Source organism: Pseudomonas tohonis, assembly GCF_012767755.2.
Taxonomy (GTDB): domain Bacteria; phylum Pseudomonadota; class Gammaproteobacteria; order Pseudomonadales; family Pseudomonadaceae; genus Metapseudomonas; species Metapseudomonas tohonis.
In genome coordinates, this window is sequence record NZ_AP023189.1 from 6,133,047 (window position 1) to 6,145,394 (window position 12,348).

A 12,348-nucleotide genomic window follows, 5' to 3' on the forward strand; every position below is an offset into this window, starting at 1 on the left:
CCATACCCAACAAGACCGTCAAGGAGACGACCATGAGCCTCAAGACCTGGACCGCTGTTGCTGTACTGTCCGCCGCTGTTCTGCCCGGCATCAGCCAGGCCCGCGATACCGTGCATTACCTCGACTTCAATTCGGTGGTCACCGAGGCCGTGCAGGCAGGACGCCTGGATGGCAGCGTGAAGTTCTACCTGGCCGGCAACACCCCCGCCGGCAAGGTGACGGTGATCAACCCCAACATCACCACCAACCAGAAGACCAACGCCTTCAACAAGAGCGACGAGGAAGCCTGCCGCTGGGTGCTGCAGTCCGCCCTGATCCGCCTGCAGGACGCGGCCAAGTCGGCCGGCGCCAACGCGGTGGTGGACATCGCCAGCAACTACAAGCGCAAGGAATACAAGGACGCCAGCAAGTACGAGTGCCACGCGGGCGCCTTCGTCGCCGGCGTCGCCCTCAAGGGCGCCATCGCCAACGTCAAGTAAGGCGTTGCAGCTGTTGGGGAAGGCCGCGCGAGCGGCCTTTTTCATGGGCGCGGGAAATGCCCTGAACGAAATAGCTGACCGCCAAGTCAACTCAATCGAGACCGCCCACCCTCCGAGGAGACCGCCCATGCCCCTGCAGCCGTACACGATCCACTATCGCTTCCACGACGAACCGCGCCGCCACGTGCTGGAACTGGAGCACCGCCCCGACCCGGGCGAGACCGCCATGCACCTCCTGGTGCTGCATTTCGCCGACGCCGAGAACAGCCTGGTGATGCCCGCGGCGGACGCCTCTGCGCAGGAGATCATCCAGCAGGCCGAGCTGCTGGGGATAAGCGATATGCGCCTTTCCTGAGCACAGCGGGGATAGACGCTCCTTGTCGAAGAAGGGTGCAGATGACATCAATTTGCCACCTTCGTATAGTGCCGCTGCCCACGCGCAACGCGAAAAGCCATCAGGGCCCGGGCACACGCCAAGACGACAAGGAGCTGATCTTGCGCAACTTCCAAAGGAACCTGTTTCTCTCGTTCGCCCTCTCCACCACGCTGCTTTCCGGGTGCGCCAGCATCGTCAGTGACAGCGCCTATCCGGTTTCGGTCAGCAGCACGCCGGTGGGGGCGAACTTCGAGATCAAGGACAGCACGGGGACCATCATCCACAGCGGCACCACGCCGGGAACGGTGACGCTGAAGTCGGGCCGCGGCTACTTCAAGAAGGCGAACTACACCATCGCCTTCAAGAAGGAAGGCTTCGCCGACCAGGAGATCAAGCTGAACTCGAGCCTCAACGGCTGGTACTGGGGCAATCTGCTGTTCGGTGGCCTGATCGGCATGCTGATCGTCGACCCGCTGACCGGCGCGATGTACAAGCTGCCGGAGAACACGGCGGCGGACCTGGGCAACCAACTGGTCGGCCAGGCGGGCGGCAAGGACCTGACGCTGCTCACCATCGACCAGATCCCCGAGGACCGCAGGGCGGAACTGATCAAGGTGAACTGAGAAATGAAGAAGGCCGCATCAGCGGCCTTTTTCATGGGCGGGTGCCACTCAGCGGTGGTACTGCGCCGACAGCTCGTGGACGGCCTCGAAGAAGGCGCCGGCGTTGGCCGGGTCGACTTCCGGGGTGACGCCATGGCCGAGGTTGAACACCTGGCCGCTGCCCTGGCCGTAGGCAGCGAGGATGCGCCCCACTTCGGCGCGGATGGCGGCGGGGTTGGCATAGAGCACGGCCGGGTCCATGTTGCCCTGCAGGGCGACCTTGGCGCCGACGCGGGCGCGGGCGCTGCCGATGTCGCAGGTCCAGTCCAGGCCCAGCGCTTCGGCGCCGCTATCGGCCATGGATTCGAGCCACAGGCCGCCGCCCTTGGTGAAGAGGATCACCGGCACGCGACGCCCGTCATGCTCGCGGATCAGGCCGTCGATGATCTGCTTCATGTAGGCCAGGGAAAACTCCTGGTAGGCCGCCGCCGAGAGGCTGCCGCCCCAGGAGTCGAAGATCTGCACGGCCTGGGCGCCGGCGCGGATCTGCCCGTTGAGGTAGGCGATGATGGATTTCGCCAGCTTGTCGAGCAGGGCGTGCATGGCCTGGGGATCGTTGTAGAGCATCGCCTTGGACTTGCGGAAGTCGCGGCTGGAGCCGCCTTCGACCATGTAGGTGGCGAGCGTCCAGGGGCTGCCGGTGAAGCCGATCAGCGGCACGCGGCCGTTCAGTTCGCGACGGATGTTGCGCACGGCGTCCATCACGTAGCCCAGGTCCTGCTCGGGATCGGGGATCGGCAGGGCCTCGACGTCGGCCAGGCTGCTCACCACCTTCTTGAAGCGCGGACCTTCGCCGGTCTCGAAGTACAGGCCCTGGCCCATGGCGTCGGGGATGGTGAGGATGTCGGAGAAGAGGATCGCGGCGTCCAGCTGCGGGTAGCGGTCCAGCGGCTGGATGGTGACCTCGCAGGCCAGCTCGGGGTTCTTCATCAGGCTGACGAAGTCACCGGCCTTGGCGCGGGTGGCCCGGTATTCCGGCAGGTAACGACCGGCCTGGCGCATCATCCAGACGGGGGTGACATCGACGGGCTGCTTGAGCAGGGCGCGGAGGAAACGGTCGTTCTTCAAGACGGTCATGGCAGTGTCCAACGAAAAAGTGCGGGCATTTTCGCAAAGCCCAACGCAAAAGGCACGGCGGGGGCCGTGCCTTTTGTCTTTAGCGACAGAATGTCGCGGTCAAGAGCTACAAGCTTCAAGCTTCAAGCTTCAAGCACAAGCTGAAGTGAGCTCCACTTGCAGCTTGCAGCTTGCCCCTCAGACCCCCAGATAATCGAGGATGCCTTCGGCAGCGTTGCGGCCTTCGAAGATCGCCGTCACCACCAGGTCGGAACCGCGGACCATGTCGCCACCGGCGAAGATCTTCGGGTTGCTGGTCTGGTGCTTGAACGCGTTCTGCTCGGGTGCGACGACGCGGCCCTGGCTGTCGATGCTGATGCCGAACTGCTCGAACCAGGGGGCCGGGCTCGGGCGGAAGCCGAAGGCGATCAGCACGGCTTCGGCCGGGATGATCTCCTCGGAGCCCGGGATCGGCTCGGGGCTGCGGCGGCCACGGGCGTCCGGTTCGCCGAGACGGGTCTCGACCACCTTGACGCCTTCCACCTTGTCTTCACCGACGATGGCGATGGGCTGGCGGTTGAAGAGGAACTTCACGCCCTCTTCCTTGGCGTTCTTCACCTCTTTGCGCGAGCCGGGCATGTTCTCTTCGTCGCGGCGGTAGGCGCAGGTCACGGACTTGGCGCCCTGGCGGATGGAGGTGCGGTTGCAGTCCATCGCGGTGTCGCCGCCGCCGAGGACGACGACGCGCTTGCCCTTCATGTCGATGAAGTCTTCCGGTGCCTTCTCGAAGCCGAGGTTGCGATTGACGTTGGCGATGAGGAAGTCGAGCGCGTCGTGCACGCCCGGCAGGTCTTCGCCCGGGAAGCCGCCCTTCATGTAGGTGTAGGTGCCCATGCCCATGAACACGGCGTCGTACTCATCCAGCAGTTGCTGCATGGTGACGTCCTTGCCGATCTCGGTGTTCAGGCGGAACTCGACGCCCATGCCGGTGAAGACCTCGCGGCGGCGGCTCATCACGGTCTTTTCCAGCTTGAACTCGGGGATGCCGAAGGTCAGCAGGCCACCGATCTCGGGGTTCTTGTCGAACACCACCGGGGTCACGCCGTTGCGCACCAGGATGTCGGCGCAGCCGAGGCCGGCCGGGCCGGCGCCGATGACGGCGACGCGCTTGCCGGTGGGCTTGACCTTGGACATGTCCGGACGCCAGCCCATGGCGAAGGCGGTGTCGGTGATGTACTTCTCCACCGAGCCGATGGTGACCGCGCCGAAACCGTCGTTGAGGGTGCAGGCACCTTCGCAGAGGCGGTCCTGCGGGCACACGCGGCCGCAGACTTCCGGCAGGGTGTTGGTCTGGTGGGACAGTTCGGCGGCGGCCAGGATGTTGCCTTCCGAGACCAGCTTCAGCCAGTTCGGAATGAAGTTGTGCACCGGGCACTTCCACTCGCAATAGGGGTTGCCGCAACCGAGGCAGCGGTGCGCCTGGTCAGCCGCCTGCTGCGGCTTGAACAGGTCGTGGATCTCGACGAACTCGCGCTTGCGCTGGCGCAGCAGCTTCTTCTTCGGATCCTTGCGCCCGACCTCGATGAACTGGAAGTCGTTGTTCAGACGTTCAGTCATTTGAAAAACCTCTTAACAGCAGCGGCAAGCTACAAGCTGCAAGCTGCAAGACTCATCACGGTACCCGGCAGGCCGATGGGCCTGCCGGGCTGGGCGTTTGTTATTGCGGGTTGGCTCGGGTGCTGGAGAGCAGCGAGGCGAGGTTCGCGGCCTTCGGCTTGACCAGCCAGAACTTGCGCAGGTAGTCGTCCAGGTTCTCCAGCAGGTGGGCGCCCCACTCGCTTTCGGTTTCCTTGACGTACTCGGCCAGCACGCTGTGCAGATGGCTGCGGTAGGCCTCCATCGCCTCGTTGCTGATGCGCTGGATCTCCACCAGTTCGTGGTTCACCCGGTCGACGAAGCTGTTGTCCAGGTCGAGCACGTAGGCGAAGCCGCCGGTCATGCCCGAGCCGAAGTTGTAGCCGGTCTTGCCGAGGACGCAGACGAAGCCACCGGTCATGTATTCGCAGCAGTGGTCGCCGGTGCCTTCCACGACCGTGTGGGCGCCGGAGTTGCGCACGGCGAAACGCTCGCCCGCGGTGCCTGCGGCGAACAGCTTGCCGCCGGTGGCGCCGTACAGGCAGGTGTTGCCGATGATGGCCGACTCCTGGGTCTTGAACGGGCTGCCCTTGGGCGGGGTGATGACCAGCTTGCCGCCGGTCATGCCCTTGCCGACGTAGTCGTTGGCGTCGCCTTCGAGGTACAGGTTCAGGCCGCCGGCGTTCCACACGCCGAAGCTCTGGCCCGCGGTGCCCTTGAAGCGGAAGGTGATCGGCGCCTTGGCCATGCCCTGGTTGCCGTGCACGCGGGCGATCTCGCCGGAGACACGGGCACCGATGGAGCGGTCGCAGTTGCAGATGTCGAGGGCGAACTCGGCGCCGCTCTTGGCGTCGATGGCGGCCTTGGCCAGTTCCACCATCTTCTCGGCCAGCAGGCCCTGGTCGAACGGCGGGTTCTTCTCGACTTCGCAGAACTGCGGCTTGTCGGCCGGGACCTTGTCGCTGCCCAGCAGCGGGGACAGGTCCAGGTGGCCCTGCTTCTCGGTCTCGCCGGGGAGCATTTCCAGCAGGTCGGTGCGGCCGATCAGCTCGCCCAGGCTCGGCACGCCGAGCTTGGCCAGCCACTCGCGGGTGTCTTCGGCGACGTAGGTGAAGTAGTTCATCACCATTTCGACGGTGCCGATGAAGTGGTCCTTGCGCAGCTTGTCGTTCTGGGTGGCGACGCCTGTGGCGCAGTTGTTCAGGTGGCAGATGCGCAGGTACTTGCAGCCCAGGGCGACCATCGGGCCGGTGCCGAAGCCGAAGCTCTCGGCGCCGAGGATGGCGGCCTTGATCACGTCGAGGCCGGTCTTCAGGCCGCCGTCGGTCTGCACCCGGACCTTGCCGCGCAGGTCGTTGCCGCGCAGGGTCTGGTGGGTCTCGGCGAGGCCGAGCTCCCAGGGGCTGCCGGCGTACTTGATGGAGGTCAGCGGCGAGGCACCGGTGCCGCCGTCATAGCCGGAGATGGTGATCAGGTCGGCGTAGGCCTTGGCCACGCCGGCGGCGATGGTGCCGACACCGGCTTCCGCCACCAGCTTCACCGAGACCAGCGCCTTGGGGTTGACCTGCTTGAGGTCGAAGATCAGCTGCGACAGGTCTTCGATGGAGTAGATGTCGTGGTGCGGCGGCGGCGAGATCAGGGTCACGCCGGGGACCGCATAGCGCAGCTTGGCGATCAGGCCGTTGACCTTGCCGCCGGGCAGCTGGCCGCCTTCGCCGGGCTTGGCGCCCTGGGCGACCTTGATCTGCAGCACTTCGGCGTTGACCAGGTACTCGGGGGTGACGCCGAAGCGGCCGGTGGCGACCTGCTTGATCTTGGAGCTGCGCACGGTGCCGTAGCGCGCCGGGTCTTCACCGCCCTCACCGGAGTTGGAGCGGCCGCCGAGGCGGTTCATGGCTTCGGCGAGGGCCTCGTGGGCCTCGGGAGACAGGGCGCCGAGGGAGATGCCGGCCGCGTCGAAGCGCTTGAAGATGGCGTCCAGCGGCTCGACCTGGTCGAGCGACAGCGGCTGGTCGGCGAGCTTGACCTTGAGCAGGTCGCGCAGCATCGACACCGGACGGTTGTCCACCAGCGCGGCGTATTCCTTGTACTTGGCGTAGTCGCTCTGCTGCACGGCGGCCTGCAGGGTGTTGACCACATCGGGGTTGTAGGCGTGGTACTCGCCGCCGTAGACGAACTTGAGCAGGCCGCCCTGCTGGATCGGCTTGCGGTTGTTCCAGGCTTCGAAGGCGAGCAGCTTCTGCTCGGCCTCGATGTCGACGAAACGCGCACCCTTGATGCGGCTGGCGACGCCCTTGAAGCTGAGCTCGACCACTTCCTCGGAGAGGCCCACGGCTTCGAACAGCTGCGCGCCGCGGTAGGAGGCGATGGTGGAGATGCCCATCTTCGAGAGGATCTTCAGCAGGCCCTTGGAGATGCCCTTGCGGTAGTGCTTGAAGACTTCGTAGAGATCGCCCAGCACTTCGCCGGTACGGATCAGGTCGGCCAGCACTTCGTAGGCCAGGTACGGGTAGACGGCGGAGGCGCCGAAGCCGACCAGCACTGCGAAGTGGTGCGGGTCGCGCGCGGTGGCGGTCTCGACCAGGATGTTGCAGTCGCAACGCAGGCCCTGCTCGGTCAGGCGGTGGTGCACGGCGCCGACGGCCAGGGACGCGTGGGCCGGCAGCTTGCCGGGGCCGATGTGGCGGTCGCTGAGGACCAGCAGCACCTTGCCCGAACGCACGGCTTCCTCGGCCTGGTCGGCGATGTTGCGCACGGCGGCCTCGAGGCCGATGGACTCGTCGTAGTTGAGGTCGATCACCTGGCGCTCGAAGCCTTCGCGGTCGAGGCTCATCAGCGCGCGCCACTTGGCCGGGGAGATCACCGGGCTGCTGAGGATCACGCGGGTGGCGTGCTCGCGGGACTCGGTGAAGATGTTGCGCTCGGCGCCCAGGCAGATTTCCAGGGACATGACGATGGCTTCGCGCAGCGGGTCGATCGGCGGGTTGGTGACCTGCGCGAATTGCTGGCGGAAGTAGTCGTAGGTGGAACGCACGCGACGCGAGAGCACGGCCATGGGGGTGTCGTCGCCCATGGAGCCGACGGCTTCCTGGCCCTGCTCGCCCAGCGGGCGCAGCACCTGGTCACGCTCCTCGAAGGTGACCTGGAACATCTTCATGTACTGCTTGAGCTGGTCGCTGTCGTAGCTGGCCACGCCGTGGTCGTCGTCGAGCTTGGCCTGGATGCGCACGGCGCTCTGGCGCAGCCACTGCTTGTAGGGGTGGCGCGACTTGAGGCGGTTGTCGATGTCGTCGGTGGTCAGGACCTGGCCGGTCTCGGTGTCCACGGCGAGGATCTGGCCGGGGCCGACGCGGCCCTTGGCGATGACGTCCTCGGGCTTGTAGTCCCAGACGCCGATCTCGGAGGCCAGGGTGATGTAGCCGTTCTTGGTGGTGACCCAGCGGGCCGGGCGCAGGCCGTTGCGGTCGAGCAGGCAGACGGCGTGGCGGCCGTCGGTCAGCACGACGCCGGCGGGGCCGTCCCAGGGCTCCATATGCATGGAGTTGTATTCGTAGAAGGCGCGCAGGTCGGCGTCCATGGTCTCGACGTTCTGCCAGGCCGGCGGAATGATCATGCGCAGGCCGCGGAACAGGTCGATGCCGCCGGTGACCATCAGCTCGAGCATGTTGTCCATGCTGGAGGAGTCGGAACCGACGCGATTGACCAGCGGGCCGAGCTCGTCGATGTCGGGCAGCTGGTCGTTGGCGAACTTGGTGCGACGGGCCAGGGCCCAGTTGCGGTTGCCGGTGATGGTGTTGATCTCGCCGTTGTGGGCGAGGAAGCGGAAGGGCTGCGCCAGCGGCCACTTCGGCAGGGTGTTGGTGGAGAAGCGCTGGTGGAAGACGCAGATGGCGGTCTGCAGGCGCTCGTCACCCAGGTCCGGGTAGAACTGCTGCAGGTCGGCCGGCATCATCAGGCCTTTGTAGATGATGGTCTTGTTGGAGAAGCTGCAGACGTAGTGGTCGGCGTCGGCGGCGTTGGCCACGGACGAACGACGACGGGCGCTGAACAGCTTGATGGCCATCTCCTGGTCGGAGAGGCCTTCGCCACCGATGAACACCTGCTCGATCTGCGGCAGGCGCTCGAGGGCCAGGCGGCCGAGGACGCTGGTATCGATCGGCACCTTGCGCCAGCCGATCAGCTGCAGGCCGGCGGCTTCGATCTCGCGGTTCATGTTGGCGCGGGCCGCGTCGGCGCGAGCCTGGTCCTGGTTCAGGAAGACCATGCCCACGGCGTACTGGGCAGGCAGGTCGACCGCGAACTCGGCCTTGGCCGTGGCGCGCAGGAACAGGTCGGGTTTCTGGATCAGCAGGCCACAACCGTCACCGGTCTTGCCGTCGGCGTTGATGCCGCCACGGTGGGTCATGCAGGTCAGTGCTTCGATAGCGGTTTGCAGAAGATGGTGGCTTGCCTCGCCTTGCATGTGGGCGATCAAGCCGAAACCGCAGTTATCCTTGAACTCATCAGGATGGTACAGACCTGCTTTCATAGGGAACTCTCACCAGGAACTGCCTTGGTAAAAAGGCAAAATTGCTTTGTAGTTCAACCACTTACCACACGCGCAGGACTAGGCGCCAGCTTTGCGCAGGCAAAAGGGAGGTCATTGTACATATCCACTTGGTCCGTCACAAATCTTCGCGACGATTAAGTGAAAGTTTATGTCGCCAAACCGAAGGATTAGACCGGAAGGTCGTGCTAACGACCCTCCGGTCACGGAGGCGGGAGGGAGATGGCGCCCGCTCTCAGCGGGCGATTTCCTGCTGGATGCTGGCGAAGCTCTTGGGCCAGGGCTTGCCGGCCTGGACCTTGGCGGGTAGCCCCTTGATCGCGGCCTGGGCGGCATTGCGGCTGGGGAAATTGCCATAGGTGACGACGTACAGCGGCTTGCCCTGGTGGACTTTCTTGAAGTAGCGGTACTCGCCGCCGTTCTGCTGGACGAATGCCTTGGCACTGCCTTCGGAGCTGGTTCCGAGAATCTGCACGGCGTAATGACCGCCGGCCTGGGCGCGATACCAGCCATCACCGGCACCGGCGGACGCAGTGCCGGCAGCGGCCACGGCCGGTGCGGCAGCGGGCTTGGCAGCAGGCTTCTCGGCCGGCTTGGCCGGAGTCGTGGCCGCAACGGCGGGCTTGGCGGGCGCCGTGGGCACGGCAGCCGGGGCGGACGCGGCGGAAGTCGGCGCAGTGGCGATCGGCTGGATCGGCTTGACCGCCGGCTGCTGGGTGATCACCGGAGCGGGCGGCACGGCCGGAGCGGTGCCAGCGACAGCGCCCACAGGCGGTGCGACGGTGGTGACGGTCGGCGGAATGGCCGCCTGGGAGCCAGGCTGGGCACCACCATCATCGAGATCGTCCTGGCCTGCCGCCTGCGCCAGCGGCTCGCGGATCACCGGCTGGGCTTCGCCCACCAGGGGCAGCGGCAGGGGCTGCGAGGAGCCGGCGAACTCTACGGCGGGCGCTTCGGCCGGTGCCTGGGGCTGGCCAGCGGGCGCTTCACCGGCAGGCGTCGGCTGCTGGCCCATGGGCAGCTGTGCGGTCGTGGGCTGCGTGGAAGCCGGGCTGTCCGAACGGTTCTGCATCAACAGGGCTGCGACGACGCCAATGGCGACGACCCCCAGTGCCAGCAGGTGCTTCTTCGGTAGATTCAAGCTGAACCCTCCTTTGCGCGAGGCCCCCCGCTCGGCGAGCATGGCCTCGACCAACAGTTCACGAGCGGACTGATTGATGCCGCCGGGCCAACCACCGGATTGCAGATGGATGTCCTCGATCTGCTCCTCGGTCAGCAGCTCAATCCCCTGTCCGGCGCCTTCGAGCCGCTGCGCCAGATATTCGCGGGTTTCGTCCTCGCTGTAGGGCAGAAGTTCAATGGCGTGGAAACGTTCTTCGCCATCGGCGAGCAGTTCCAGGCGCGGCAGCAGGTTGGAGTCGGCGAAGAGGAAGACATGCGGGCGAGCCTCGCTGTTGCCAGCGGCCAGGGTCAGCAGGTTGTCGAGGCCGGCGTCGTCGAGGTCTTCGGCATCGTCCACCAGCAGGTAGACCTCCTGGCCGGTCAGCGCGAGCTGGCCGACCTGGGCGAGGACCGAGCGCGCGTCGCCCTGGGCAACGCCCAGCGCCTGGGCGACCAGGCGCATCAGACCACCCGCCTCGGCCGCGCCGCGCGCGGAAACCACCACGCTTTGCACCGCCTGCTTGTTGGTGCTGGCGACCAGCGCCTGGCGCAGCAGCGTCTTGCCGCTGCCCTGGGGACCGGTCACCACCAGCAGCAGCTGGCTGTAGCGGGCCAGGTGGTGCAACTGCCCAAGCACCGGCTTGCGCTGGGCGGGATAGAACTTGAAGCCGGGTACCCGCGCGGCGAAGGGGTCGTGGGTGAACTGGTAGTGGGCCAGGAAGGCCTCGTCGGCGTGCAGGCTGGTCATGGGACTCTTTTTACTCTCCAAGCTGGTCAGCCAGGGCGCGATAGTCCGCGCTCAGGGTGTCGTCCAGAATATTTCGCGGGTAATCCGCAGTGACAACGGCCTCGCCGATCGCGCGCAACAGCACCAGGCGCAGCTGTCCGTCGAGGACCTTCTTGTCCACTGCCATGTGTTCGAGGAACTGCTCGGGCGTCATCTCTTCCGGCGGCACGATGGGCAAGCCGGCATCGCGCAGCAGGCGGATCGAACGATCACGCTCCTCTTCTTTGATCCAGCCCAGGCGCCGGGACATCTCCAGTGCCATGACGGTGCCGGCGGAAACCGCCTCGCCATGCAACCAGACGCCATAGCCCATGTGGGTCTCGATGGCATGGCCGAAGGTGTGGCCGAGGTTGAGGGTGGCGCGTACGCCGGACTCGCGCTCGTCGGCCCCGACGACCCGGGCTTTCGCCGCACAGGAGCGCTCGATGGCTTCGGTCAGGGGCTCCTGTTCGAGGCTGCGCAGGGCGGCCATATGCTCTTCCAGCCAGGGCAGTAAGGGCTCGTCGCAGATCAGGCCGTATTTGATCACTTCGGCGAGGCCGGCGGAGAGCTCGCGCGGCGCAAGCGTGCGCAGCGTCGCAGTATCGATGATCACGGCCCGGGGCTGGTAGAACGCACCGACCATGTTCTTGCCCAGCGGGTGGTTGATGCCGGTCTTGCCACCCACGGAGGAGTCCACCTGGGACAGCAGGGTGGTGGGCACCTGGATGAAATCGACACCACGCTGGTAGCAGGCCGCCGCGAAGCCGGCCATGTCACCGATCACGCCGCCGCCCAGGGCGATGACGGTGGTGCGGCGATCGTGACGGGCGGTGAGCAGGCCGTCGAAGATCAGTTGCAGGGTTTCCCAGTTCTTGAAGGCTTCGCCGTCGGGCAGGACGATCGGCTGCACCTTGTAGGCGGAAAGCGTGCGGGTCAGCTGTTCGAGATAGAGAGGGGCGACGGTCTCGTTGGTGACGATGGCCACCTGCTTGCCGGCGATATGGGGCGCGAAAAGCTCGACCTGCGTCAGCAGGCCAGCGCCGATATGGATGGGATAACTACGCTCGCCAAGATCGACCTGAAGTGTCCGCATGGGGCCCCCACTATGAAAAGGGCACTAGGATAGCGCAGTTCGGCCCCTGCTTTAACGGGGTGGCAGCGCCTGCAATCGTTCGAGGATTTCCTGGACCACCAGACGCGGAGGCCGCTCATCGGTCTCGATGATGATGTCGGCGATCTCCCGGTAAAGCGGGTCGCGGATGGCCATGAGGTCACGCAGCACACGCCCCGGGTCAGCGGTGCGCAGCAGTGGCCGGTTACGGTCGCGGGAGGTGCGGTCGATCTGCTGCTCAACCGAGGTGTGCAGATAGACGACCCGGCCTCCCCCCCTGAGCGCTTCGCGGTTGGCAGGCCGCAAGACAGCTCCGCCCCCCGTCGCAACCACGACGCCATCGGCGAGGCAGAGCTCCTGAAGCATCGACTGCTCGCGATCACGAAAACCCTGCTCGCCTTCGACATCGAATATCCAAGGGATGTCCGCACCCGTCCGCTGCTCGATTTCCTTGTCGGAATCCTTGAAGGGCAGGCGCAGTTCTTTGGCAAGCAAACGCCCGATGGTGCTCTTTCCAGCTCCCATCGGGCCAACGAGGATCAAATTACGCACT

The 12,348-nt window shown here is 65.7% G+C and carries 9 protein-coding genes; 3 read left to right on the plus strand and 6 right to left on the minus strand.

From position 1 onward, the window contains the following. The first annotated feature begins 32 nt into the window (after positions 1-32). The 3 genes from HSX14_RS28120 to HSX14_RS28130 all read left to right on the plus strand — a co-directional run bounded on the left by HSX14_RS28120 (position 33) and on the right by HSX14_RS28130 (position 1,478). Positions 33-479 (plus strand): excinuclease, encoded by a 447-nt coding sequence (locus HSX14_RS28120; protein WP_173171186.1) that lies wholly within the window; start codon positions 33-35, stop codon positions 477-479. Between the two features lie 127 nt (positions 480-606). Further along, positions 607-834 carry a hypothetical protein gene (locus HSX14_RS28125; protein ID WP_308196933.1) on the plus strand — a complete coding sequence of 76 codons (228 nt, stop codon included), beginning with the start codon at positions 607-609 and terminating at the stop codon, positions 832-834. Positions 835-974: 140 nt separating this feature from the next. Further along, on the plus strand, positions 975-1,478 hold the full coding sequence (locus HSX14_RS28130; protein WP_228723507.1) for a hypothetical protein: 504 nt from the start codon (positions 975-977) through the stop codon (positions 1,476-1,478). A gap of 48 nt (positions 1,479-1,526) precedes the next feature. Here the strand turns inward: HSX14_RS28130 and hemE are convergent, their stop codons facing one another. From hemE to aroK, 6 genes are all read right to left on the minus strand, one after another. Continuing rightward, positions 1,527-2,594, minus strand: coding sequence for a uroporphyrinogen decarboxylase (hemE, locus tag HSX14_RS28135; protein ID WP_173171184.1), 1,068 nt, complete (start codon positions 2,592-2,594; stop codon positions 1,527-1,529). A gap of 177 nt (positions 2,595-2,771) precedes the next feature. Then, positions 2,772-4,190: an FAD-dependent oxidoreductase gene (locus HSX14_RS28140; protein WP_173171182.1), complete on the minus strand. Its 1,419-nt coding sequence runs from the start codon at positions 4,188-4,190 to the stop codon at positions 2,772-2,774. A gap of 100 nt (positions 4,191-4,290) precedes the next feature. Further along, entirely contained in the window at positions 4,291-8,736 is a 4,446-nt protein-coding gene (gene gltB / locus HSX14_RS28145; protein WP_173171180.1) for a glutamate synthase large subunit, read from the minus strand. A 253-nt stretch (positions 8,737-8,989) separates the two neighbouring features. Then, positions 8,990-10,663 (minus strand): AAA family ATPase, encoded by a 1,674-nt coding sequence (locus tag HSX14_RS28150; RefSeq protein WP_173171178.1) that lies wholly within the window; start codon positions 10,661-10,663, stop codon positions 8,990-8,992. A gap of 10 nt (positions 10,664-10,673) precedes the next feature. Next, positions 10,674-11,777, minus strand: coding sequence for a 3-dehydroquinate synthase (gene aroB, locus HSX14_RS28155; RefSeq protein WP_173171176.1), 1,104 nt, complete (start codon positions 11,775-11,777; stop codon positions 10,674-10,676). Between the two features lie 51 nt (positions 11,778-11,828). Beyond that, positions 11,829-12,347, minus strand: a complete 519-nt coding sequence (gene aroK / locus HSX14_RS28160) for a shikimate kinase AroK (RefSeq protein WP_173171174.1) — start codon at positions 12,345-12,347, stop codon at positions 11,829-11,831. Position 12,348 lies beyond the last annotated feature (1 nt).

Coding starts and splice junctions, on each gene's coding strand:
- aroB (WP_173171176.1), bottom strand. CDS start 11,777: ATGCGGACACTTCAGGTCGATCTTGGCGAGCGTAGTTATCCCATCCAT.
- gltB (WP_173171180.1), bottom strand. CDS start 8,736: ATGAAAGCAGGTCTGTACCATCCTGATGAGTTCAAGGATAACTGCGGT.
- HSX14_RS28140 (WP_173171182.1), bottom strand. CDS start 4,190: ATGACTGAACGTCTGAACAACGACTTCCAGTTCATCGAGGTCGGGCGC.
- HSX14_RS28125 (WP_308196933.1), top strand. CDS start 607: ATGCCCCTGCAGCCGTACACGATCCACTATCGCTTCCACGACGAACCG.
- HSX14_RS28150 (WP_173171178.1), bottom strand. CDS start 10,663: ATGACCAGCCTGCACGCCGACGAGGCCTTCCTGGCCCACTACCAGTTC.
- HSX14_RS28120 (WP_173171186.1), top strand. CDS start 33: ATGAGCCTCAAGACCTGGACCGCTGTTGCTGTACTGTCCGCCGCTGTT.
- hemE (WP_173171184.1), bottom strand. CDS start 2,594: ATGACCGTCTTGAAGAACGACCGTTTCCTCCGCGCCCTGCTCAAGCAG.